General features: G+C 56.4%; 20 protein-coding genes, 1 tRNA gene and 1 pseudogene. 12 read left to right on the plus strand and 10 right to left on the minus strand.

Annotated features, from left to right (window positions below):
- Nucleotide 1: 1 nt before the first annotated feature.
- Both ACNS84_RS02605 and ACNS84_RS02610 read left to right on the plus strand, forming a co-directional pair.
- Complete coding sequence (locus ACNS84_RS02605) at nucleotides 2–1,075, plus strand: glucose-1-phosphate thymidylyltransferase (RefSeq protein WP_435073285.1); 1,074 nt, start codon at nucleotides 2–4, stop codon at nucleotides 1,073–1,075.
- A gap of 2 nt (nucleotides 1,076–1,077) precedes the next feature.
- Nucleotides 1,078–1,257 (plus strand): hypothetical protein, encoded by a 180-nt coding sequence (locus tag ACNS84_RS02610; protein ID WP_435073286.1) that lies wholly within the window; start codon nucleotides 1,078–1,080, stop codon nucleotides 1,255–1,257.
- A gap of 400 nt (nucleotides 1,258–1,657) precedes the next feature.
- Here ACNS84_RS02610 and ACNS84_RS02615 read toward each other — a convergent pair whose 3' ends face one another.
- Nucleotides 1,658–2,143 carry an SDR family oxidoreductase gene (locus ACNS84_RS02615; RefSeq protein ID WP_435073287.1) on the minus strand — a complete coding sequence of 162 codons (486 nt, stop codon included), beginning with the start codon at nucleotides 2,141–2,143 and terminating at the stop codon, nucleotides 1,658–1,660.
- 50 nt (nucleotides 2,144–2,193) lie between these two features.
- On the opposite strand from ACNS84_RS02615, the gene rfbB reads away from it, so the two are divergent.
- A complete protein-coding gene (rfbB, locus tag ACNS84_RS02620; RefSeq protein WP_435073288.1) occupies nucleotides 2,194–3,120 on the plus strand; it encodes a dTDP-glucose 4,6-dehydratase in 927 nt (308 codons plus the stop codon).
- 223 nt (nucleotides 3,121–3,343) lie between these two features.
- Here rfbB and ACNS84_RS02625 read toward each other — a convergent pair whose 3' ends face one another.
- On the minus strand, nucleotides 3,344–4,210 hold the full coding sequence (locus ACNS84_RS02625) for a glycosyltransferase family 8 protein (protein ID WP_435073289.1): 867 nt from the start codon (nucleotides 4,208–4,210) through the stop codon (nucleotides 3,344–3,346).
- A 183-nt stretch (nucleotides 4,211–4,393) separates the two neighbouring features.
- On the opposite strand from ACNS84_RS02625, the gene ACNS84_RS02630 reads away from it, so the two are divergent.
- Nucleotides 4,394–5,332, plus strand: coding sequence for an NAD-dependent epimerase/dehydratase family protein (locus ACNS84_RS02630; RefSeq protein ID WP_435073290.1), 939 nt, complete (start codon nucleotides 4,394–4,396; stop codon nucleotides 5,330–5,332).
- A gap of 4 nt (nucleotides 5,333–5,336) precedes the next feature.
- On the opposite strand, the gene ACNS84_RS02635 is transcribed toward ACNS84_RS02630, so the two are convergent.
- The 3 genes from ACNS84_RS02635 to ACNS84_RS02645 form a co-directional block, all read right to left on the minus strand.
- Complete coding sequence (locus tag ACNS84_RS02635) at nucleotides 5,337–6,539, minus strand: glycosyltransferase (RefSeq protein ID WP_435073291.1); 1,203 nt, start codon at nucleotides 6,537–6,539, stop codon at nucleotides 5,337–5,339.
- Nucleotides 6,540–6,676: 137 nt separating this feature from the next.
- Nucleotides 6,677–7,882 (minus strand): glycosyltransferase family 4 protein, encoded by a 1,206-nt coding sequence (locus ACNS84_RS02640; RefSeq protein WP_435073292.1) that lies wholly within the window; start codon nucleotides 7,880–7,882, stop codon nucleotides 6,677–6,679.
- A gap of 91 nt (nucleotides 7,883–7,973) precedes the next feature.
- Nucleotides 7,974–9,017 (minus strand): glycosyltransferase family 4 protein, encoded by a 1,044-nt coding sequence (locus ACNS84_RS02645; protein ID WP_435073293.1) that lies wholly within the window; start codon nucleotides 9,015–9,017, stop codon nucleotides 7,974–7,976.
- Nucleotides 9,018–9,226: 209 nt separating this feature from the next.
- Between ACNS84_RS02645 and ACNS84_RS02650 the strand changes: the two genes are divergently transcribed.
- The 6 genes from ACNS84_RS02650 to ACNS84_RS02675 all read left to right on the plus strand — a co-directional run bounded on the left by ACNS84_RS02650 (nucleotide 9,227) and on the right by ACNS84_RS02675 (nucleotide 17,437).
- Nucleotides 9,227–10,363 carry a glycosyltransferase family 4 protein gene (locus ACNS84_RS02650; protein WP_435073294.1) on the plus strand — a complete coding sequence of 379 codons (1,137 nt, stop codon included), beginning with the start codon at nucleotides 9,227–9,229 and terminating at the stop codon, nucleotides 10,361–10,363.
- Between the two features lie 106 nt (nucleotides 10,364–10,469).
- A complete protein-coding gene (locus ACNS84_RS02655; protein ID WP_435073295.1) occupies nucleotides 10,470–13,598 on the plus strand; it encodes an oligosaccharyl transferase, archaeosortase A system-associated in 3,129 nt (1,042 codons plus the stop codon).
- Nucleotides 13,599–13,604: 6 nt separating this feature from the next.
- Entirely contained in the window at nucleotides 13,605–14,549 is a 945-nt protein-coding gene (locus tag ACNS84_RS02660) for a DUF368 domain-containing protein (protein ID WP_435073296.1), read from the plus strand.
- 65 nt (nucleotides 14,550–14,614) lie between these two features.
- Nucleotides 14,615–15,742, plus strand: coding sequence for a CapA family protein (locus ACNS84_RS02665; RefSeq protein ID WP_435073297.1), 1,128 nt, complete (start codon nucleotides 14,615–14,617; stop codon nucleotides 15,740–15,742).
- A gap of 59 nt (nucleotides 15,743–15,801) precedes the next feature.
- Nucleotides 15,802–16,821, plus strand: a complete 1,020-nt coding sequence (locus ACNS84_RS02670; protein WP_435073298.1) for an NADP-dependent oxidoreductase — start codon at nucleotides 15,802–15,804, stop codon at nucleotides 16,819–16,821.
- A 73-nt stretch (nucleotides 16,822–16,894) separates the two neighbouring features.
- On the plus strand, nucleotides 16,895–17,437 hold the full coding sequence (locus ACNS84_RS02675) for a SprT-like domain-containing protein (protein WP_435073299.1): 543 nt from the start codon (nucleotides 16,895–16,897) through the stop codon (nucleotides 17,435–17,437).
- A 389-nt stretch (nucleotides 17,438–17,826) separates the two neighbouring features.
- On the opposite strand, the gene ACNS84_RS02680 is transcribed toward ACNS84_RS02675, so the two are convergent.
- Nucleotides 17,827–18,282: a DUF4112 domain-containing protein gene (locus tag ACNS84_RS02680; protein ID WP_435073300.1), complete on the minus strand. Its 456-nt coding sequence runs from the start codon at nucleotides 18,280–18,282 to the stop codon at nucleotides 17,827–17,829.
- A gap of 519 nt (nucleotides 18,283–18,801) precedes the next feature.
- Here ACNS84_RS02680 and ACNS84_RS02685 point away from each other — a divergent pair.
- Together ACNS84_RS02685 and ACNS84_RS02690 are read left to right on the plus strand one after the other, a co-directional pair.
- On the plus strand, nucleotides 18,802–19,674 hold the full coding sequence (locus ACNS84_RS02685) for a CPBP family intramembrane glutamic endopeptidase (RefSeq protein ID WP_435073301.1): 873 nt from the start codon (nucleotides 18,802–18,804) through the stop codon (nucleotides 19,672–19,674).
- Nucleotides 19,675–20,034: 360 nt separating this feature from the next.
- Nucleotides 20,035–20,323: pseudogene (locus tag ACNS84_RS02690) on the plus strand (ATP-binding cassette domain-containing protein); the annotation flags it as partial.
- A gap of 17 nt (nucleotides 20,324–20,340) precedes the next feature.
- Here ACNS84_RS02690 and ACNS84_RS02695 read toward each other — a convergent pair.
- From ACNS84_RS02695 to ACNS84_RS02710, 4 genes are all read right to left on the minus strand, one after another.
- Entirely contained in the window at nucleotides 20,341–21,213 is an 873-nt protein-coding gene (locus ACNS84_RS02695; RefSeq protein ID WP_435073302.1) for a DUF8173 domain-containing protein, read from the minus strand.
- On the minus strand, nucleotides 21,210–22,517 hold the full coding sequence (locus ACNS84_RS02700) for an MFS transporter (RefSeq protein ID WP_435073303.1): 1,308 nt from the start codon (nucleotides 22,515–22,517) through the stop codon (nucleotides 21,210–21,212). Before ACNS84_RS02700 ends, ACNS84_RS02695 begins: the two co-directional genes overlap by 4 nt.
- A gap of 307 nt (nucleotides 22,518–22,824) precedes the next feature.
- A tRNA-Trp gene (locus ACNS84_RS02705) sits at nucleotides 22,825–22,999 on the minus strand.
- A 66-nt stretch (nucleotides 23,000–23,065) separates the two neighbouring features.
- Nucleotides 23,066–23,287, minus strand: coding sequence for a DUF5795 family protein (locus ACNS84_RS02710; protein ID WP_435073304.1), 222 nt, complete (start codon nucleotides 23,285–23,287; stop codon nucleotides 23,066–23,068).
- Between the last annotated feature and the right edge of the window lie 3 nt (nucleotides 23,288–23,290).

Raw genomic sequence — 23,290 nt, forward strand, 5'->3', positions numbered from 1 at the left:
AATGAAAGGTGTACTACTTTCTGGTGGTACTGGGTCACGCCTTCGACCTATAACCCACACTGGACCAAAACAATTAGTCCCAGTCGCAAACAAACCAGTTCTCGAATACGCAATCGAGGATCTCAAAGAGGCTGGAATAACCGAGATCGGCGTCATTCTCGGCAACAAGGGTCGAGACGAAATTCAAGATCTACTCGGCGACGGTTCCAAGTACGGTGCCGAGATCACATATATCGTCCAAGGAAACCCGCTTGGACTTGCCCACGCAGCTGGATGCGCTCGCGACTTCGTCGGCGATGACGACTTCGTGATGTACCTTGGGGACAACATCCTCAAGTCAGGCGTCACTGACCTCGTCAAAAGTTTCCAGGCGGGTGACTACGGTGCGGGCATCGCTTTACAAGAAGTAGATGATCCACAAGCTTTCGGGATCGTTAATGTCGACGGGGAAGGCAAAATCACGGAACTCATCGAAAAACCAGACGACCCGCCCACGAACCTCGCACTGATCGGTATGTACATTTTCTCGCCGGCAATATTTGATGCGATAGATAACCTCAAACCGTCGTGGCGTGGAGAACTCGAAATCACCGACGCGATCCAATCGCTTCTCGAAGATGGCCACGCAATCGATTCCCATGTCGTTACGGGCTGGTGGAAGGACACCGGCAAGCCCGAAGACATCCTTGAAGCGAACCGCCTCGTACTTGAAGAGATGGCTCTAACCACTGCAGGTGTCATCGAAGATGGTGCAGAGGTCAATGGTCGTATTGAACTGGACCAATCTTCGACGATCAAAAGCGGGGCAGTCGTCCGTGGTCCTGTGTCTATCGCAGAAAATACGACCATTAAAAGTGGAACGTACGTCGGGCCTTACAGCTCAATTGGCGCCAATTCAACACTTAAAAACATCCATATCGAGAATAGCGTTGTAATCGGTGACTCGCAGATCACTGCAGACGGTCGGATTGTCGACAGTCTCCTTGGACGCAACGCTAACGTCGAGAGTGCAGCTGAACTCCTCCCCGAAGGTCGCCGACTCGTCGTCGGTGAGAACTCCCAACTCAAACTGTAATCATGCGTATCACCACCCACACCTGTCCTGACTGTGGCACCATCGTCGCCGCGAACGAACTCGAAGATAATCGCGTGATGAAATGTCCGGGACTCGGTTGTCAGGAAGTGCTCCGATTTGAAGATCTCCCTGCAGACGCACGCGAGCACTTCCTTGAGCACCGAGACCGCTACCAGATCTAGCGAAACATGTCTTTGACAGTGTTGACATACTCTCGTATCGTCGGTAATGTACACCCAAGCGTCGATTACACACCTTCAATATTGAAGTAGCCATGTGTGGCTCATGGTGTATATCGGTCGAAATCGTCTATCGATCCTTCGGTCAGTAGATCTTCGCTGCGACCAACCCGATCGGCGATTACCACTCCAAACGTATTGGGGTAATACATGACAAACACGCGACATTAACACACCCAGTGGCGTCTCGCTCAATGAGATCCAGCAGTGTGTCGGCATCCTGGCCAGCCAGTGTCGTCGTTACCCACAGATCTGTGATCAACGGAACGGCTTAATCCGAGTGGAGCTGGTCACGAACTCATGCCGGAAAGCGACTCAGAGTATCACTACTTCGATGAATGCCTCAGACGAAGGAGAATCGCGCCACGAGTGCGTCTGGTAGTACATCGGTGACTGCCTGCTCATCCGATAGTTTCGACTTAACGTAGACCTGTCGGGGGTTCGTCGCTGCGGACTCAATGTAGGGCTCCCGATTTGTTCCGTCGAAGACATAGTCCGTCGAAACATGAACGAATGGAACACCGGTTGCGGCACAATGAGCCGCCAGCTTCCCGGGTACGTCCCCGTTGAGCAGCTGGGCCTGTTCGAGATCCCGTTCACAGTCATCCATATCCGTCATCGCAGCACAGTTAATGACCACATCCGGATCGTAAGTTGTGAGTACATCTTCGAACAAGGTATGGTCTCTGAGATCGAACTGCGTGAGTGGAATCTCAAATGCTGGTTGCGTTGAGTGGTAGGATCCACAGATGGTCAACTCGCGTTGGAGGCCTACATGAACAACATTACTATCGAGGAGTCCATTAGCACCGACGACGAGCACTCGCATACTGTGGTGTTCCGACAGGTATGTAAACATGTACCGTGAATTAACTCCATATGCAAATTCTCGTCACCGGTGGTGCTGGCTTCATCGGATCGAACTTCGTTCATTATCTTCTCAACCAACACGAAGACGACGAAGTGATCACTTTAGACGCCCTCACATATGCGGGCTCAAAAGACAATCTCGATGGTGTTCTCAACGATCCTCGTCATGAGTTCGTCGAAGGTGATATCCGCGATCGGGAACTCGTCAGTGACCTCGCCGATGATGTCGATACAATAGTTAACTTTGCCGCGGAGTCACACGTCGACCGCTCAATCGACGGTGGTAAACCCTTCGTGAGTACGAACGTCCAGGGCACTCAGACCCTCCTTGATGCCGCTACTGAGGGAGACATCGACCGGTTCCTCCAAATCTCAACTGACGAGGTCTACGGGCAGATCTTGGATGGAAAATTTTCTGAAGAAGATCTACTCAATCCGCGAAATCCTTATGCTGCGACGAAGGCAGGTGCGGATCTGTTAGCTCAAAGCTTTCAGACGACCCACAACCTTCCAGTTGTCATCACACGGACCTGTAACAACTTCGGCCCACGCCAGCACCCCGAAAAGCTTATTCCGAAATTTATCCAGAACGCTGCCGACGGCATGACACTACCTGTCTATGGTGATGGGTCGAATGTCCGAGAGTGGATCTACGTCAAAGACAACTGCCGTGCACTCGATGTAGTGCTTCGAGAGGGGACTGTCGGAGAGATATATAATATTGGTAGTAATACTGAAAAGACAAATCTAGAAGTTACCGAAGCGATTCTCAATGCTGTCGGTGCATCTGAAGATCTCATCGAGTTCGTTGAGGACCGCGCTGGTCACGATCAGAGATACGCCCTTGAAACTAAGAAGGTCGAAGCCCTTGGATGGGAACCACAGTATACGTTCGAAGATGGACTCCGTCGAACTATCGACTACTATCTCAACTAAGCGATGACCAGCGAGCAAACAATCCCAAACGAGGATTGGGTAACGACAGTCCGAACTTCTCACTAGTCTCAGTTGAGCTCATTGTCGAGTACGATTTTGGTAACCTCTTCGGAAAAGATTAACGAAGTGCGTTCAAAATATACATATGCGAATTAGTAAACTGTAGAGCTTAATTTTTCTAAGACGGATCGGTTAAGGCTACTGTTCTGTGATCATAAAGTTCTCATCGGTGAACAAGTTTAAGATATTTACATATGCCCAAGGCAACCCTTTTTATAAAAGTTGGTTCAAAGTTAGCATATGTTGCGGTGTAGTCTGTGAGTTTATAATAGTTTTCCCATATGTCACACTCAGAGTCACTTCCGTCTCTCCAAGGGGATGTGGATGCATAGTGCAATATCTTAATCTTGGTATAGTCAATATCTATGTTTCCGTCCTTTACTAAATCAGTATTTGGTGGGAAATTCCATATCGGAGATATAATTTTCACATTGTTATCCCGATGTAACACGGCATTAAGTGCTGTTTGCTCATTACTGTATGGATTATATTTTTCGATGAATTCAATTGACCTTGATGCAATATTCTCATTTCTCCATTTTTTAATATTAATATACATAACGCCTGCATTAAAATATCTTTTTTCCAAGGAGACGTTTAGACCTGCGACAGAATTCCAATAATCAGGAGCTGCGGCCACAACATAGTCTGAAATATCTTCATTCATGATTGGTAAAATATCTTCCTTCACTATGGTATCTGAGTCTAAATATAATACACGTGTTACATCCTCCGGTAGGAGATCTCCCAGGAGTAGTTTAATATTAACTCCCTTTGGAATTCTTGAGATATTTGAATCTGGAAGGCAGTCAAATTTATTTCCAGGTACATGTATGAATGTTATGTCAAATTTACCATGGATATTATTTAGATACTCAATGTTTTGAAAAAAATCCTTGTTATATTCTTCCTCAGATATAATATGTATGTGGAATTTATTCTTGTTGTTGTTATCCAACAGCGATGCAATTGATGCGAAGCACTCATACCAAGCATCACCACCGACAATATAAGCAATATGTAATACCATATATTTTGGTTTATATCTCACCCAGTCGTCCGCAGGTTATAAACATGACTTTTCAGCAATTCATTCATTCCAATATAATATTATTGGATGAGCCAGGTTCCTCCTTGGCACTCCGGGTATATTGTGAGTGTTCACCTACCATACAACAAATAGTTTAAATGGGTAAACTAGTATCTAGCAATAATGCCAACCAAATCCATCTTGGTTACCGGAAGTAGTGGAACTATTGGAACCGCACTTTGTCACCGGCTACTTGAGAAGGGTTACGATGTCCGAGGGACAGATCTTAAACAAAATCGATGGTCAACTGAGATTAACAAACGTACCATCATCGCAGATGCTACCGATAAATCGACTGTTGAACAACTACCTAATACATTCGATTTAGTAATTCACCTCGCTGCGAATGCTCGTGTCCATAAGCTGGTCCAAAATCCCGATCTCGCGAAAGAAAATTTTGATACCACATTTACTATCTTAGAATACGCCCGGGAGATCGGAGCCGACTTCATATTCTCTAGCAGCCGGGAAGTGTACGGAAACAACGGCAAGATCATCTACGACGAGACGGACACATACGTCGACGAGTGCGAGAGCCCGTACACCGCGAGCAAGATCGGCGGCGAGGCGTTGGTCAAGTCCTACGACGTCTGCTACGACATCGACACCAGCATCGTCCGCTTCTCGAACGTCTATGGGAAGTACGACGCGTCGAATCGAGTGATTCCGCTGTTTATCGCGCAGGCGTCCCAGGGAGAGGATCTGACCGTCTACGGAGACGACAAAGTCCTCGACTTCACGTACATCGACGACTGCGTCGACGGTGTCGTACGAGTTGTTGAACAGTTCAACAAGGCTGCCGGCAGTACGTTCAACATCGCGTCGGGAGAGGGGACCTCTCTGGTTGAGGTCGCACAGACGATTGTCGACAAGACCGACGCCGACGTCTCGATCAACGTCGAGGAGAATCGAACTGGCGAGGTTAGCCGATACGTTGCAGACATCTCGAAAGCGAGTAAGATCTTCGGCTACGAACCGTCCTACGACATCGATCAGGGGATCGAGGCGACGGTAGACTGGTACCTCGCCCGTCAAGACCTCTTCGACACGATCACTTCCTGACAACCTACAAAACAGAGTTGTACAGCTCCATGAGGTTGTCCGTTACGGCCTCGATCGAGTGACTCTGTTCGATGTGCTCGCGACCATGCCTTCCCATTTCCGACCATCGATCGGGTTCCGCGAGCAGCGTCTCAAGCGCGCGAGTAAGCGCCTCGCTGTCTCGTTCCGGGACGAGTAACCCCGTTTCACCGTCATCAACGATCTCCGGAATTCCGGCGTGGTGCGTTGCAACGACTGGCAGTCCCATCGACTGCGCTTCGAGTAATACGGTGGGCGTCCCCTCTTTGTCCCCGTTCTCGGCCGTGACGCTGGGTAACAAGAATAAGTGCGCTTCTGCCATCTCATCTGCGACCACCGACTGCGGCTGCCATCCCCGGAGATCGACCACGTCTTCAAGACTGTGTTCCTCTATTTTTGTCTCGATCAGGTCACGTCGTTCGCCGTCGCCGATGATGGTATACCGGAGGTCGTGATTCTCTGCGATGGCTGCGACCGCTTCAAGCGCGTACATGATCCCCTTCTTTTCGACAAATCGTGCTACCGTAAGTAACCGAATGGGTCCACCGTCTAACGATCGCCTATGGTACGGGAAACGGTCCGTGTCGATACTCAGTGGGAGTATTTCTGTATTCTCTTTCGGGCAGCCCGCCTCGATAATCGCTGATCGCATGTCTTCACTTAATACAGTGACCGCGTCAGCGCGCTTGAACAGTTCGTCGTAAACGTGAGGATCCACCTGAAGCGATTGACTGGCATCCCGACCGTAGAATGACACGATATATGGCACGTCATGGCATTTCATAAAGCTTAGATATCGATTACCGACCGTTCCGAAGTGAGCGTGATAGACATCCGTTATTTCGCTCTCTGAAAGAGTTCTTAGATTGGATATCCGGCGAGGCGCTGATGTGCCAGCAGCGAATTCTCTGAGAATAACCCGTTTCGGAATTTGGCTATTCCGTAATAATGGGGGAAGGGAATCAGACAGAAGCTGGAGACCCTCCCGATATGACTGGGGGGCATTAGAATAAGTCACCCGTCTATCGAGATCGTACTCCTCAACCACGTCATGCATGGTATCTGAGTCTGACTTGGATTCCGCAAAAACAGACACATTTTGATCCTGGTTTAGTAATCCGACTACTTGGTTTTGAATGAACGTCTGAGTGGTACTTGGAAATTTTTCGACCAAGAAGTTAATGTCCATTGTTAACAGGATGTTCCCATACCGATTTATGTATTTCCCATTCGTTACAACGATGAATCTATATGCCGATACGTATCGAAATTTGCCCAAAATTGACTCCGAAGAGACCACTCAATTCGAATATTAGGTAACCACGTTCATAGAATCCCAGAGTAAGCGCTTATATGATCGTCTGCAATCCGCTCAGGCCGGAATCGTCTAGAGTGGAGCCTTCCCTTTGATGATAGTTTCCTCCGTAGGTCTCCTTCTTCGGTGATCCTTCTCAATTTAGCCGCCAGATTGGAGGAGTCCCCTGGAGGGAATAGCAGCCCGTTTGCACCATCCTCAATGATCTCTGCGATACCTCCGACATCGCTCCCGATTACCGGAGTGCCGAGCATCATTGATTCGACCGTGATTCGCCCAAATGGTTCCTCCCACAGAGAGGGAAAGATGGTCGCAGTTGCACCGGCCATAGTACGATAAACATTGGATGTTGGCACTCTGCCACGAAATTCAATCGAGTTTGGAGCGTGAGTCTCTGCTACCTGATCCAATCGCTCATAATCAGGACCGTCACCGAATACGATCAGCCGACAATTGGGGTATCGATCGGCCAGCCTGCCCACCGCTTTGATCGCTGTTTCAATCCCCTTTGATCTCGTGAGCGAACTTGCAGTAACGAAAGTCGGGAAAGGAAGCGAAACAGATTCGATATCGGTATCCATGGAAACGGGATTGTAGACCACTGTGGTGTGGGGGGGCAGTTCCATACTATTCGACATTCGGTCACGCAAATGGTTCGCAATGAAAACAGAACAATCAATCGATGAAAGAACCTGACGCTGATGCCTCCGTTTCGCCAAGAGATAGGCTTTCGTTCCGGTTCTACTGTGACCGTCTAGATCATTCCGCGTAACACAGTCGTCTAGTCGATCCTCGCATCCTGTACAACGCTCGCCCGCTACGCTATACGTACTGATGGGGCAAACTGGCCAGTAGTCCCGAACGGTGGCAATTGTTTTCGCCGACGTCTCGATGCCGCTTAATGCGAGAGCACTTCTACGATGATGTGCATGTATCAGGTCAGCAGATTTACTTTGAGCCTCTATCTCTCGAGCGAGCAATTTCTTAATAATTAGATCAGCAGCTAGCGCCGGAAGACGCTCTACGCGTTCCGGAATGTTAACTGGTACAACGTGAGCATCACCGAAATCAAGATTTGATTCACTGGATGAATTCACGCCGATAACTGTTACTTCGCTAATATCACTGCGGTGGCTCAGTTCACTAATAGTGGTTTGTGCGCTGAGTTCTGCACCTCCCACGTTGGCCAAATTGTCTGTTACTGCAAGCAGTTTCATTAGATGATTCTACCGCTCGTAATGGACTGATCGATTCCTATAATGCCACTCAGTTTGAGTTGATGGTCGCCCCGGAAATTTTGAAATTCTCTCAGGCTGCATTATGGTATAATTCAGTTAAGCGTTCAACATGATTACTCCATGTTGGGATTCTGTTTTTGTCCACCTCTAATGAACGAACAGAGTTGACAGCCTCGCATACTCTATCGGTGTCTGGTGAGTCAACGCCCAAAACGGCCTCATACGCTTCCCAATCCACGAGTGCTCCCTGACGTAATATGACGCAAGGCGTTCCTGCTGCCAGCGCTTCTCCGACGGTTAGGCCGAACGACTCGAACGACGATAATGTTATGAACACTTCCGCGCCACAATATAGGCCGGGGAGATCCTGATCTGGGACGTGCCCGAGGAAACGAACGCGATCCTCGACACTCGTCTGCTCGGCAACGTTCTCAAGGTGTTTCCTATACGGACCACTTCCAGCGATCAAAAGGTCGTGATCCGGGAATTCGGTCATCGTTCGGATCGCATACTGAACTCCTTTATACCTCTCTAACCGTCCGACACAGAGTAAATATGGCCGGTTATGTTTGTGTGGTTCCGCGGTTGAGAATCGATCCACATCGATCCCGTTCGGAATCACCTCGGCCTCTATTCCGAAATCTGATTGCAGTTGAGTGCTTTCCCACTCACTAACCGCGACAACAGCATTTGTTCGATCGAAAATCCACTGACCAATCGGGTGATATCCCCTCAGAAGTAAGTTTCGGATCCTGTTTTCGCTTCCACCGTGATAGTGAGGAGTGACAATCAGTGTGGCATCTCTCGCAGCGATTGCCGCGAACGGTAGAAGCAGCGCATGATAGTTATGGGCGTGAACGATATCTGGCTCGATTTTCCGGATCACGTCGGCTACTTGTGGAGCAAAGTGATATGCACCATCCGGTGAGAGAGACCGGTAACGACGAACTGCAACGCCATTCCGAGTTTCGAACCGTCTCCCAGTACCTGCATCCGCAGAGATGACTGTGATCTTGTGTCCAGCCTCAACGAGACGAGTACTGATCGCCTCCACGTGATTTTCAACACCTCCTTGTGACGGAGGATAGCTCTGCGTCACTTGGACGACGTGCATTGAGACTTATCAAAAACCACACTCATAGGATTAATACCCACCGATTTCGTCAATGATCGCGTACGAGAGTCTTACAGACAAATGAGATGACTGAATCGTCATCACTATATCAGCATTCGCCTCTTCATTACAAAATGAATGTGTGCCAGGTCGCTCCCTACGTCACGTATCCACCGCGAATGGGAGGCGATCATCGCACACACGGGCTGATGAAGGAATTCCCGGAGTTCGGCGATTCCGTTGTCCGCTATTGTCAGGGCGGATCACCCGCAATGTACCGATCGCTCGATCTTCGACGATGGGTGACGATCGCGGACGGGTACGAGGAGCGACGACATCTCCACCCGCTTCACGAAATTCTAAAGGCCCCGATGCTTCTCGGGTATCCGAACTTACTCGCTAGCGGTTCACTCCGAGCCGTAAGCGATGGTCTCGATGAGTTCCTGTCAAACGCAGATATCGTCGTCGTGCGCGAACCCTGGCAGATGGTGTACGTACTCGACCACGCGGACCCGGATGCACCAGTCGTCTATTCGAGCCACAACGTCGAGACGGAGCGCTTCGGCGATATTGAACAACCGCTTTTTTCCGAACAAGTACGGAAACGGGTAGCCGCGCTGGAACGGCGGGCAGTTGAGGAGACCGACGCCGTGATCTGCACGAGTGACCGAGACGCAGACGTATATCGCGATCAGTACAATCCGGGCGGACCGGTGATCACGGCACCGAACGGGGCGTACGAGGAGGATCTTCGCGAGCATCGTCCGGATTCGGACGATGCGAATCGAGTTCGACAGCGGTACGGGATCCCAACAGACGCGACCGTCTCGCTGTTCATGGGCAGTAACTACCGTCCGAACGTCGAGGCGGCCGAGATCGTCGTTGATGTTGCCCGGGACCTCGAAGAGCGAGATCACGACTTTCGGTTCCTTATTCTCGGCGACGTCGGCAACGCACTCGATGGTCGGAGTCTTCCGTCAAACGTCACCACGACCGGATACGTCACGGAAGATTTTGAGGCCCACTTCGATGCGGCCGACATCGCGTTGAACCCGATGGTGTCGGGAGGAGGAACCAACATCAAACTCATTGAATACTTCGCTCGAAGCCTCCCAGTTGTTTCGACTCCGTTCGGTGCACGAGGACTTGACGGAGGTGACGAAACGCATCTACTGGTGTCCGATGTGGCTGAAATCCCGGAAAGGCTCGAAAAATTGCGTACTGACAGTAAAATTCGGAGACGGATTGGTAATAATGCCCGGTTACTCGCCGCAGAGCGATATACGTGGGAATCCTCCTCACAACACGTTCGAGAGACTTTATACGAACTGTTTGGTCCGTTTTAAATAAACTCCCGTGACTGCCCCTCATGGGTGAATCAACCATCGTTTGAGAAGTGATTGAAGGAGAGATGACAAGCCTTATGCGCGTTTTGACAGTCGTCTTCACGTAATGAGTAAAGCGAACGATTCACCAGACGGATCGGCGTCTTCGCCCTCCGACTTGGTCAAAAAGTGGTACCATGTTCCCCTCCTTTTCGGGGCGCTAGCTTTCATGTTGTGGGCTCGGCTTCGGTCATACGGCAACTTTGTCGTTAATGGGGAAGTCTACTTCCGCGGTAACGACGCGTGGTATCACTTCCGTGAGACAAGTTATCTCCTTCAAAACTGGCCGAAAACCATGCCCTTCGACGTCTGGACCGGTTTCCCGCTTGGTAACCAGGTCGGCCAGTTCGGGACGCTGTGGGACCATATAATAGCGGTAAGCGTCTGGATCGCCCGCCCGATCATGGGTAGCACCGAGGAGGTTATGCTTATTATGGCCCCCATTGCCGGGGCACTCGTCGCGATCCCGACGTACTTCATCGCACGCCGGTTCGTTGACCGGTTCGCTGCGCTCGCAGCTGTCGTCGTCCTTGCGCTTCTCCCGGGGACCTTCTTCAGTTACAGTCTCGTCGGATTCCCGGACCACAGCGCTGCCGAAGTGCTCTTCCAGAGTCTCGCCGTCCTCGCGTTCCTCGTCGCCTTCGCTGTCGCCGAACGCGAGGCACCCGTCTGGGAGCTCATTGTCGACCATGACTGGGACGCGCTCAAACGTCCCGCCGCGTACGCCGCGGCCGCAGGAGTCGCGCTCGGCCTCTACATGTGGACGTGGCAGCCAGGCATCCTCATGGTCGGCTTCACCGGCGTCTTCCTCGCAGTGAAACTCACCAGCGACACCTTCCACCGCAAAAGTCCGGAGCCTATCGCCTTCGCGGGCGCCATCTCGATGGGCGTCGCTGGCCTCATGCAGTTGATCCCGCTCGACACGTTCTCGTTTACTCCCACCCAGTATTCGCTCCTCCAAGTTGTTCTTCCGCTCGGCGTCGCCGTCGGCGCCGTCTTCCTCGCGTGGCTCGCCCGGCAGTGGGAGCACCGAGAGCTTGAGGTCAACACCTACCCGCCGGCCGTCGGCGGGCTCATCCTCGCCTCCGCGGGCGTCGTCTGGCTCGCGCTTCCGTCGCTGTGGTCGACGCTCACGACGAATCTCCTGAACTTCATCGGTTTCAGCGCGAGCGCTTCGTTCCGGACGATCGGCGAGGGCCAACCTCCCCTCCAGAACGCCGCCTTCTCCGACTTCGTCCTCTCGCAGTACGGCTTCGCCTTCTTCCTCGCGCTCGCAGCGATTCTCTACATCCTCGCGCGGCCCCTCTACCGCTCCGACGACGCCAACCACACCCTCTACATCCCGGCCGCGCTCGCGGTCGTCGGCTCCGTCTACGCGGTACCCCAGCTCTACGGCGCCATCGGTGGCCTCGTCGGCCTCGACTGGCAGGTGGTCGGCCTCGTCATCGCCGCCGCGTTCCTCGTCGGCGCGACGTTCCTCGTCGAGTACGACACCGAGGAGCTCTACTTCGGCGTGTGGGCGGCCTTTATCGGGAGCGCCGCGTTCACGCAGACTCGCTTCAACTACTACCTCGCCGTGATCGTCGCGGTCGGCGCGGCGTACTTCCTCCAAGTGGCCCTCAACTCGATCAGTCTTCGGTCACTCGACGACCTCCGCGACGTCGAGGGGTGGCAGGCGATGGTCGCGATCGCACTCGTCGTCGTCCTGATCGTTCCGCTGGTCGCGATGGCCACTCCGGTGTGGGCCGCAGGCGCGAACACCGGCCCCGGCAGCGTCGTCCAGTGGGACGACAGCCTCCAGTGGATGAACGACGAGACGCCCACGCCCGGCGAACTCGAGGGCGCGGACAACCCGATGGAGCTGTACGGTACCTACGAGCGCCCGGCAGACGGCGACTTCGAGTATCCTGAGGGCGCCTACGGCGTGCAGTCGTGGTGGGACTACGGCCACTGGATCACCACCCGCGCGGAGCGCATTCCGAACGCGAACCCGTTCCAGCAGAACGCTGGCGAAGCCGCCGACTACCTCCTCGCGCCCAGCGAGGAGGCCTCCCGCGAGGTCCTCGCGAGCCAGAGTACGGAGGGCGAACACACCCGCTACGTGATGGTCGACCGGCAGATGGCCTCGCCGAACTCCAAGTTCGGAGCGCCCGTCACGTTCTACTCCGGCAACGAGACGCGCTCCGATTTCAACCGCGTCCTCTACCAGGAGACGGAACAGGGCGGGTTTAGCACGGTGATGCAGGTGAACACCCAGCGCTACCACGAGAGCCAGATGATCCGCCTGTACGAGCATTACGGTAGCGCGGTCGACCCCGAGCCGGTCGTCGTCGACTGGGAGCCGCGGACCGCCCAGACGCAGAGCGGTGAGCAGGTCACCGTGAGCGTCATCCCGAGCAACCCGCGCACCACGGTCCGCCAGTTCGACAACATGACCGCAGCCCGCGAGTACGTCGAGGCGGACGGAAGCGCGCAGATCGGCGGCGTCGGCGACCTCCCCTCCGAGCGCGTGTCGGCGTTGGAGCACCACCGCCTGGTCCACGTTTCCGAGGCAAAGGGTCGGTCGGCCTCCGCGAGGCAGATTCAGATCCTCCAGCAGCTCGTCGCCGAGGGAACCACCGTCGAAGACATCCTCGGCGAGTCGTTCCTCGCGGCATTCCAGGACGACTTCGTGAAGACCTTCGAGCGGGTTCCCGGCGCGACGATCGAGGGATCGGGCGCTGAGCCCGGCGCGGAGGTCAACGCGACCGTCGAACTCGAGAAGCCCTCGGGCCAGACGTTCGAGTACACCCAGTACACGGAGGCCGACGCAGACGGGACCTTCGAGTTCACGGTGCCGTACTCGACGACCGGCTACGACGAGTTCGGCCCCGAGAACGGCTACACCAACACCAGCGTCCGTGCGACCGGGGCGTACACCGTTAGCACCGCACAGACGACCGGCGACGACCTGTACACGACGCAGCGCGTCGGCGAAGTCGAGGTGACCGAGGCGCAGGTCGTCGGCGCGGACGACGCCGCGGCGACGGTCGAACTCGAACGGGAGGTCATCGACTGTCCGAGCGGTGATCCCGAGTGTCCGATCGGCGGGAGCGGCTCCGATGGTAACGAGTCGGCAACGCTCGTCCCCACGGCTCCCGTCGTCGCGGACGCGACTGACGCCGACGCGATCCTCGTCGGGGGCGCGAGCGCGTAACCGACGATGGCAGGCCTCCGAAACTGGGCGATCCTGTATCTGAAGGGCATCGCGATGGGGAGCGCGGACGCGGTCCCCGGCGTTTCTGGCGGCACCATCGCGCTGATCGTCGGCATCTACGAGCGCCTGATTGCGGCCGTGACCGCGATCGATCTCGGCCGAGTTCGTCGCGTCCTCGCTGGCGTCCGGCCCACCAATATTCCGGACGCTCGCGCGGCGTTTCACGAGGTCGACGGCGCCTTTCTTCTCGTGCTCGGCGCGGGCATCGGCACGGCGGTCATCGTCGTGTTGAGCGGCGTCAACTACCTCCTCGCATCGCGGCCGATCGCGACGTATGGCTTCTTTTTCGGACTGATAGCCGCCTCGGCGGGCGCGCTGCTTGGGGGCGTCTCGCTCGATACGCCGCGACGGAAGGCGGCCGCAGTCGCCGGCTTCCTGCTGGCGTTTCTCGCCTCGGGGGTTGCTTCGACCGGCCTCGGGAGCTCACTGCCGGTCGTCTTTCTCGCCGGCGCGGTCGCGGTCAGCGCGATGGTGCTGCCGGGCATCTCCGGGTCGCTGCTGCTGGTCGTGCTCGGCCAGTACGAGTACATGTCTGGCACAGTGAGCCAGACGGTCGACGGGCTGGCCGCGCTCGTTACCGGAAACGGAAGCGACGCGTTGGTCGAGACGCTGCCGACCGTCGCGACGTTCCTCGTCGGCGGCGTCGTCGGGCTGTTCACGATCGCTCACGCGGTTCAGTACGCGCTCGCCCGCGCCCGGAGCGCGACGCTGGCGTTCCTCTTGAGCCTCGTCGTCGGTGCCCTCCGGGCACCGCTCCTCGAGGTGTCGGTTCGGCTCGCAGAGAGCGGGGAGTCGTGGCGGGCCGCGGCCCCCCGGTTCGCACTCGCCGCGGTCGCCGGCGCGGCGTTCGTGCTCGTGTTGGACCGGTACTCCGCGGCGATCGAGTACTGAGGCTGATCGACACTCAGCCGATTCACCCGAGCCTTGAAATCGGCGCTCGTCGAACCCACGTGACGATGCGAACGCGACGAACCGTGTTGGCCTCCGGAGTCGCCGGACTGACCGGCGTCACCGGCTGTGCCGGGCGACGCTCGAGGTGGCAGGGCGACGATTCGAGCGAACGCGACGGTCTGAACGCCGCCACTGTCGACGCGCGACTCGGGTTCGTCGGCGACCTCATGCTCGGCCGCAGCGTCAACGACCGGTGGATCGACGACGACCCTACCGGCGTGTGGGGGTCGACGCTACCGCGCCTCAACGAACTGGACGGGCTTGTCGGCAACTTGGAGTGTTGTGTCTCCGAGGGCGGCACGAAGTGGCCGGGCAAGGTGTACTACTTCCGATCGGATCCGTCGTTCGCGATCCCGGCGCTCGAAGCCGCCGACGCGTCGTTCGTCTCGCTCGCGAACAACCACATTCTCGACTTTCAAGCGCCCGCACTTCGGGACACGCGGACGCATTTGGATCGGGCGGAGATTACCCACGCCGGCGCCGGCCCCGACCTGCAGACCGCGCTCGACCCCGCGGTGTTCGAAGCGGGCGATCTGACGGTCGCGGCCTTCGGGCTCACCGACCAGTCCGAGGCGTTCGCCGCCTCCGCTAACACCGCGGGGACCGCGTTCGCGACGCTCGATCCGGCGGTCTCTGAAACCCGCTCGCTCGTCGAGGGGATTCTCGACGCGGCCGCCGCTTTCGACCCCGACCTCGTCGTCGCCTCGCTCCACTGGGGGGCGAACTGGGAAACCACGCCACGGAGAGTCCACGAGCGATTCGGTCGGTGGCTCGTCGACCGAGGGGTCGACGTCGTCCACGGCCACAGCGCGCACGTCCTCCAAGGCGTCGAGGTGTACCGAGGGCGACCGATCATCTACGACGCCGGCGACTTCGTGGACGACTACGTCGATTACATCGACCGAGAAGGCGTCCACAACAAACGGAGCGCGCTCTTCGAGGTGGTCGTTCGCGACGGCGACCTCGACGAACTACTCGTCGAGCCAACCGCGATTGTCGACGAGGCGGCGACGCTCGCCGACCCCGAAATCGCTGCGTGGGTCCGCGACACCGTCGCCGAGCGCTCCGCGGCGTTCGGGACCGACGTCGAGCGCGCGGACAGCGGGCTATCGATCTCACTCGGCGAGGACTGAACTTGCACGCGTCCTGCTGGCGTCCAAACGCTATTCAGTCGCCGTCGGCAACGGCGAGTGTGACTGATACCAACCGCGAGTGGGTGCTCGCCGAACGGCCGACTGGCGAGCCTGATCTCGACTGCTTCGAACTCCGAGAGTCCGCGGTCCCGACTCCCGACCCGGGCGAACTCCTCGTCCGGACGCGGTTCCTCTCGGTAGACCCGTACATGCGTGGGCGGATGCGCGACGCCGAGTCCTACGCGGAACCCTGGGACGTCGGCGACAGCCTCAAGGGGGGAATCGTCGGTGAGGTCGTCGAGAGCGAGCACGACGCGTACGCCGCGGGCGACCTCGTCACGGGCGAGGGCGCGTGGGCCGACTACGCGACCCTCGCCGCCGACGCGGTCGCTCCCGTCGACCCGTCGGTCGCCGACCCCGAGGCCTACCTCGGCGCGCTCGGGATGCCGGGTCGGACCGCCTACTTCGGCCTGCTCGAGGTCGGCGAGCCGAAGCCGGGCGATACCGTCGTCGTCTCCGGCGCGGCGGGCGCGGTCGGCTCAGTCGTCGGCCAGATCGCAAAACGCAACGGCTGTCGAGTGGTCGGGTTCGCCGGCTCCGACGAGAAGACCGCGTGGCTTACCGATGAACTCGGCTTCGACGCCGCGATCAACTACAAGGCGACCGACGACTATCACGCGGCACTCGAGTCGGCCGCGCCGAACGGCGTGGACGTCTACTTCGACAACGTCGGCGGCCCGATCACCGACGCCGTGTTCGCGAACCTGAACCTCGACGCTCGCGTCGCCGTCTGCGGGCAGATCGCTCACTACAACGACGAAGAGGTGCCGACCGGACCGCGGAAGCTCCCGCAGCTGATCGCCGTGCGTGCGCGAGTCCAGGGCCTGCTCGTGAGCGACTTCGCCAGTCGGTTCGGCGAGGCCAGCGAGCGGCTCGGCCGGTGGGTCGCGAGCGGCGAGTTGACGCACCGCGAGACGGTCGTCGACGGCCTCGAGAACGCGCCCGACGCGTTCCTCGGACTGTTCGAGGGCGACAATATCGGCAAGCAAGTGGTGCGGGTGTCACCGGAGACAGCGTAGCGAGCGCTGCGGGATACTCGTCAGTCAGTATCGATGTCGCTTCTCGGAAGCCAGATTATCATACTGCCAATAAATGACTTCAGAGAAGACCTCAAGTACTACTCCCCACACAACTTCGCATATTGATAAGTATACCATCGAACCAGACTGCTCGGAAGAAGAATTTATAGCAGTCTCTAAGGTGTATGCCCGGGAGATCGTCAAGGCCTACGAGTTGTCTGTAAATGTTAGCCAGTTGGATTGGGAGGTTAGTCGAAGAGCCAAGAGAAGAGCAGGCCAAGTAAAATACACCGGAACTGAGGCCACATCAGTAGTACTCACTTGGGCATACTTTGCGGAACTAGGCTGGGAGGCAATGGCAAGTACTATTCGCCACGAATTGATCCATATTCACTTACTCAACGAACGTGGCGACAGCGGACATGGAGACGCCTTTCAGAAATTAGCTAAACAACTCGATACCACTGTCAATTGCGAGTTGTTTGTAGAACCGAACTGGTGGATTACGTGTGTTGACTGTGGTCTAAGGCTGCCTCGATATCGTGAATCTAAGCTTGTTTCATCGCCTGAAAAGTATCAGTGCGGTAAGTGTAGCGGAGATCTTGTCGTTGAATAACACTGGAACGACGCCCTCCGTGCTCAAACTCTTCGGCGATAGCTACGATGTCGACACCTGGGCGGACACTCTCACCACGGCGGTGACGCAGATACGTTACGACGCCAACGACCACAAGTCAATCACGGAGATCGAAGGCCCCAAGCGGCGCTATTAGTCGAAATCCGGCATCCAACTCCGCTCACCTGTCTGTAAATCAATTCCTCGTCACCGACACCGGCCGCCAGTTGGGCGAATACCCCTCGTACCTACCAGGTAAAACCAGTTGACAACCTGGCTCTCAACTGACTCGGCAGCTGGATGATTTCAGTCCACCCCTGGTGAGACCGATCCGCGGTTCAACTAGACCTCATGTCCACGAGGATACCGGGACTGCCAGGAGTAGCGTATTACTCGACTTCGATCTCGGTTCGCTCGCTTGGTGTCTGATACGAGCGGTCGTCATGTTTCGAGAGGTCGTTCACTACCAGTTTGAAATTGCGCTTGTTGGCTTTCCAGACGATATCAAAGATATCACCCACGATAGGGATGGTCCCCCCGACCACATCTACGGAGATGTTCGCGATCATTTTGAGCAGCGTTGTGTAGGATACACCGAGACGGGCCGCCTCAAGCACGATGTACAGCGAGAATCCGCCGGTGAGAACGTCTCCTGCGCCTGGGAGAACACCGACCACTGGATCGATACCGATACGATAGTCTGTTCCCGGAACGCGGAATCCCTCATCGAGAACGTACGCCACCATTTGCATGCGCTTGACTGCCGCTCGGTCAACCGATTCCGGAAGGTGCTCTATCCGTTCATTGAACTCTGTCAGTATTTCGCTCTCCGGTTCATTCGTCATAGACACCATACAGCGTCCTGCCGGATAGTCCTGGTGTCGGTAAATCGAGACTGTGGCAGAGACCTGAAGGCCCCATGACCTCCTCGTCACGCAGAACCACCGCGATCACATTGTTCCCGACGACGGTTGCGTTCTCGCCGAGATGATCGCAGTCGACAGCCGAGTGACGACAATTTTTCGTCAGTTTTGACGACATAGATCAGCACCTCGCCGTCTCGCTTGGAGCCGTCGGGATTGGTTGGATACGCGTCCGGCGGTGGCTAAATCTGAAGACGCTCCTGTAGTCGGCGATTGCGGGCGATCACTCGTTCGTTTTTCATCGAAGCTCGAGGCCTGCTTCGACGTTGTCGCCCTCAACTCGAATCTGGTGGTGACCTATGTCGCTGACTTCGGCCGGTGTCTGCTACTTGTGTGTTCCCGCTCTGTCGCGAGGGAGTCTCAACGGATCTGGTCGTCCCGCCCCCCAAGTGGATTTATTATTGACATATGCTTACATAGTGTGAGAGGCTTTAGTTGAATATGCAAGAAGCCGGACAGTCAACGATCGGCAATACCTCGATCACCGCGGGAAGCCCGTGGGTGTTCTTTGGAGTGACGTTTGCTATCACATGGGGGTGCTGGCTGTCGGCGATAATCCTAGGGGTGAGTTTTGACACAGCCTTCGGAGCCGTGCTGCTACTGATCGGGCTTGTCGGCCCTGGTGCTGCTGGTATTGGATTCACCTACCTCGTGTATGATTCTGGGGGACGGTCTGATTTCTGGAATCGCATCAAACAGATTCGCCGAATCGGTCTCCGATGGTTCTTGGTTATCCTGTTGATTCCAGTAGTAGTGACAATCGTGGCTGCTATCGCCGATTCGTTACTGGGTGGCCCGGGTGCTGTCTGGGGCGAAGGGATACAAGACTTAAACGTGAATCCACTAGCGATACTGCCAGCACTGTTCTTCGCAACGCTTCCGCCAATCCTTGAAGAGTTAGGCTGGCGTGGGTATGCGTTAGATCGGCTTCAGCTTGATTGGTCAGCGGTTGCTGCCAGCTTACTCTTAGGTGTTGTCTGGGCAGTCTGGCACCTCCCGTTGTTTTTCATAGAAGGCTCATTTCAGCGTGAGGTCGTCGGATTTGCAACACCGGGGTTCTGGCTGTTTATGATTGGTATCGTCGCACTTTCAGTCGTCTTCACGTGGGTGTACAATCATACGTCACGTAGCATTCTCGGTATCATTCTACTGCACGGGTGGGTGAATTTCGTATCTGAAACCGTCGAGGTTGCAGATCCGTTCTATTATCCTACTTGGGTACTTCTTGCAGTCCTCGTTGTGATGATTTGGGGGGCGAAAACACTGACAAATGTCGATGAAGTGCCACGGCCACCCCTGACTCCCAGATCGTAGCCGAGCTGTATTCGTGGGTTGGATCTGGCAACTCAGACGCCGAACCATCGCCGTAGGGCACGTACACTATCTCCAGTTGGAGTATACCAACAACGCTGCGACCGTACCTGAGGCGGAACTCCTTGAAGGCTTGACCGGTGTAGTCTTCGGATGTCATGAGCGCACGATGAATTATGTAGTCCCCGATGTCGGCGTGAACGTCCAGACGGTCGTCTCCCCTCTCTGAGGTATATACGCTCTTCTCTAGCAGGTTGGTCGCACAATGTACAGGGGTACGTTCATAGGGGTACACGTACGCAGGGTATCGACACCTCTCACAAACCCAGACCGGGCTCAAGTGAGTCGGCTGGAAACAAACAGATTCCTATCCAGACAACCGGATTGACGACACGCTATGGAACGGATGTTCTTGCTGTTGATGATCTCGACCTGACTGTCTATTCCGGGGGGATATTTGGCTTTCTCGGACCGAACGATGCTGGGAAGTCCACCAGCGGGTGGGATTCTTCCGGACGGATACGGACTCTACGATCGTCTCACTGGCCGCAAACATCTGGAGTACGCGATCGCGTTGAAACAACCCCACGACAACATTAATCACCTCATCGATAGTGTCGGCCTCGATACTGCAGTTGCTGATCGGGTCGTGAGAGACTGTGAACATGATCAGGCACCCCCCTGGATGGTGACGGGCTCGAACCGCTGAAGGCCGAAGTACGTGTTCAGGACGGCACCGAACCCGACGACTGCGACGGTAAGTTGTGCGATCCCGCCGAGGTACGGTACGAACCCAAGGAGTTCGATGACCAGCAGGAATGCCGCGATCCCGACGATCGTCGCGACCCCGTCTCGCTCGATCGGAAGGCGTGTCCCGATGAGGTATCCGAACACGGCCTGGCCGTAGAGGACGACGAGGAACTCGGCGATGAGCCCGACGATGGCAACCGGGAGCAAGATGAGGGTGAACGCCATATAGACGAAGAGGACGAGGAGGGTCGTTGCGCCGAGGCTGCCGATGACGCCGCTGACGAGCGCGTGATCGGTGATGGCCGCGCCGACGTTCTCGATGACGAGTGGGTGTCGCTCGACGAGCCACCAGCCGAACGCACCGAGGACGAGAAACTGCAGAAGGAATCCCCCGATCTGCTGTGCGGGCGAGCTGGATGGGGTTGGTGTCTCGAATTGCGAGACTTTCCCGACCGACGCGTCGGGACTAACCGAAGCCGACCCTGAATAGGTCTGGACAGTACCTGTCACAGTTGCACCGTCGCGCACGGTGAGATTTCCGTTGAGGAGCGTCACGTCGCCGTCGATGGTGCCGTCGATGTCTGCGGTGCCACCGATCACGTAGATGTCACCGCTGACGGTTGCGTCCTCGGGGACGGTGGTGGTTCCGCCGGCGACGACGTGGACGTCCGCGAGTGAGTCGACATCGTTGTCCCCCTGGAACGTCACGGACATCTCCTGGATCTCGGTGCCCCCGATGGAGACCATGAGGAGGACGACGATGAGGAGCGGGATGGCTTCGGTCGGACTCATGCACTTTCACCCCGATTTTCGCGAGCGAGTTCGGCCATCCGTCTGCCGTACAGGCCGACTACGAGCCCGAACAGGAGAAGCAGTGAGAGCGCCTGCACCACGTTCAGGTGCGAGAGGAGTGTGAGTTCGGTCGCCTGGAAATACAGTGCGAGCGCGGTACTCGAGAACGTCGCGAGCCAGCCGGCGACGCCGATGCCGATCGCTGAGTGGGTTCCGATCGTTTCCGACGTCGAGAGGTCGGGCCAGAGCGCGAAGTTCAGCGTCGTGTAGAAGCTCACTGCCACCGCGTACAGGGCGGGATTCAGGGGAGACGTCTTGTCGCCGGCTATGGACGGGAACAACTCTGCGAAACGAAGGTCGGACGTGTACATGACGTGTGTGAGCGCGAACAGTGCGAACGTCCAGAGGAAGATACGCGAGAGCGAGTAGTTCGAGTAGATGACGCCGGCCATCACGGCACCGATGACGTGTGCGACGGCGATGAACAGCCGCGTCGAGAACTCCGGTGATTGCCAGGAACTCAGGAGAAGCGATGGGGTATCGATGATTCGGAGGAACCCGAGACTATCGATGAAGAACACGCCGAACATCAAGACGACCGGGACGGCGAATGCCAGACTCAACGTACGAACCGGATCCCTGTGACAGAATCTTCCAGTGCCGTACGACTCGTGTTGCTTACCGAGAGCGTCGAGGATTGCATCAAGACGGTCGAAGCTGGCGAATGACACAATGCCGAGCACCAAGAGGCCCGGTGCCATCGCGGTGACCATCAACTGGCTGAAGACGTCGACAGACCAGGAGAGCGGAATCGCGTTCGCCAGGAAGTACGCGATGGCCGTGATCGCCGCGGCCACGTATCCCCGATCAGAAACAGGAACGAGGTCGATCGCGAGGGAGAACGAGACTGGGAATCCGACGCCGAGCCCGATCGACGCGAAGACGATCCAAGCACCGAACGCGGGAACGGTCCGAATCATCGGTGCCACGAGCGTGAGCGCGAACTGAACGCAAACGACGCCGAACAGGAGTTTAAGCTTCGTCCGGAGGTTCGTACTCCAGCCGCGCCGGTCCATCGTTACGCCGGTCACGGCTGCGACGACAAGCGTCACGAGCGCGAGTGCCGCCATCCACATAGAGACAGCAGTGTCGGACATCCCGACGAGTCGGGTCCCAAGATCGATCAGTCCCAGCTGGACGAATGTGATGTTGTAGTAGTAGCCGGCGACCATCAGTGAAACGAACAATACGTACCCGGAAACTGTCGTCCACCGCCGGTGCCGTACGTGTGAGAGGAACTGCATCAACCTGTCCTGATAACTGGTGACGACTGATGTGTAATAAAATCAATGTTTGAGGAGCCAGTACGCCCTCTAACCGCGGCTTTCACAGAAACGGAAATACTAGCCGACAACCAGAATCCCGAATCCGAGCCGGCGAGCTCTGGAGCTGTGGTCGTTGGTTGTCAGGGTCACACCAGAATTCACGTGACTTGGAGGCGGTGAAGGAGCCGGAGTGTCCGAGGCTCACGCCGGAACCCCTCCGGTTACGGACCTGTTTTTAGTCGAATAGCTATTACTAAGAAGTGATACGTTAGAGTGAAGACCGTTATGGGGCCGGAGGGATTTGAACCCCCGATCGACTGATATCTCCGGTGCGCCTCGGAACTCCAGAGGGTCGTCAACACGAGCGATGATCAGTCGCCCGCTCGGTATATCAGTCTGGAGTGTCGTCCCGGGCGCGAACCTCTGGAGTCAGTCGCCATGCCTGGCTTGGCCACAGCCCCACGCGGTATCGCAATAAGTCGTTGCCGAAACGCGAATAAAGGGGTTTCGATCACGACCGTCTCGGCTCAGCGGTCGTCGTCGCTCCAGTCGCACTCCTGGCACTTGTAGCCGGTGACGAACTCGGTGACGCTCGGCATGTAGCCGACGGTGATGACGTCCCCGCCGCACTCCGGACAGTCCCGGTCGGCGTCCGTGATTGATTCGGCTTCGAGCACCGGCTCGCCCTCGACGAGTTCGGCGAGTGTCTCGGGCGTCACCATCCGTCCCTGCACGACGCGATTGGACATACA

It is taken from the genome of Halorubrum wangae, from assembly GCF_051194135.1.
Taxonomy (GTDB): domain Archaea; phylum Halobacteriota; class Halobacteria; order Halobacteriales; family Haloferacaceae; genus Halorubrum.

Coding starts and splice junctions, on each gene's coding strand:
- ACNS84_RS02650 (WP_435073294.1), top strand. CDS start 9,227: ATGAAGGAATTCCCGGAGTTCGGCGATTCCGTTGTCCGCTATTGTCAG.
- ACNS84_RS02625 (WP_435073289.1), bottom strand. CDS start 4,210: ATGGTATTACATATTGCTTATATTGTCGGTGGTGATGCTTGGTATGAG.
- ACNS84_RS02675 (WP_435073299.1), top strand. CDS start 16,895: ATGACTTCAGAGAAGACCTCAAGTACTACTCCCCACACAACTTCGCAT.
- ACNS84_RS02660 (WP_435073296.1), top strand. CDS start 13,605: ATGGCAGGCCTCCGAAACTGGGCGATCCTGTATCTGAAGGGCATCGCG.
- ACNS84_RS02630 (WP_435073290.1), top strand. CDS start 4,394: ATGCCAACCAAATCCATCTTGGTTACCGGAAGTAGTGGAACTATTGGA.
- rfbB (WP_435073288.1), top strand. CDS start 2,194: ATGCAAATTCTCGTCACCGGTGGTGCTGGCTTCATCGGATCGAACTTC.
- ACNS84_RS02645 (WP_435073293.1), bottom strand. CDS start 9,017: ATGCACGTCGTCCAAGTGACGCAGAGCTATCCTCCGTCACAAGGAGGT.
- ACNS84_RS02695 (WP_435073302.1), bottom strand. CDS start 21,213: ATGAGTCCGACCGAAGCCATCCCGCTCCTCATCGTCGTCCTCCTCATG.
- ACNS84_RS02605 (WP_435073285.1), top strand. CDS start 2: ATGAAAGGTGTACTACTTTCTGGTGGTACTGGGTCACGCCTTCGACCT.
- ACNS84_RS02655 (WP_435073295.1), top strand. CDS start 10,470: ATGAGTAAAGCGAACGATTCACCAGACGGATCGGCGTCTTCGCCCTCC.
- ACNS84_RS02680 (WP_435073300.1), bottom strand. CDS start 18,282: ATGACGAATGAACCGGAGAGCGAAATACTGACAGAGTTCAATGAACGG.
- ACNS84_RS02610 (WP_435073286.1), top strand. CDS start 1,078: ATGCGTATCACCACCCACACCTGTCCTGACTGTGGCACCATCGTCGCC.
- ACNS84_RS02700 (WP_435073303.1), bottom strand. CDS start 22,517: ATGCAGTTCCTCTCACACGTACGGCACCGGCGGTGGACGACAGTTTCC.
- ACNS84_RS02615 (WP_435073287.1), bottom strand. CDS start 2,143: ATGCGAGTGCTCGTCGTCGGTGCTAATGGACTCCTCGATAGTAATGTT.
- ACNS84_RS02685 (WP_435073301.1), top strand. CDS start 18,802: ATGCAAGAAGCCGGACAGTCAACGATCGGCAATACCTCGATCACCGCG.
- ACNS84_RS02710 (WP_435073304.1), bottom strand. CDS start 23,287: ATGTCCAATCGCGTCGTGCAGGGACGGATGGTGACGCCCGAGACACTC.
- ACNS84_RS02640 (WP_435073292.1), bottom strand. CDS start 7,882: ATGAAACTGCTTGCAGTAACAGACAATTTGGCCAACGTGGGAGGTGCA.
- ACNS84_RS02665 (WP_435073297.1), top strand. CDS start 14,615: ATGCGAACGCGACGAACCGTGTTGGCCTCCGGAGTCGCCGGACTGACC.
- ACNS84_RS02635 (WP_435073291.1), bottom strand. CDS start 6,539: ATGGACATTAACTTCTTGGTCGAAAAATTTCCAAGTACCACTCAGACG.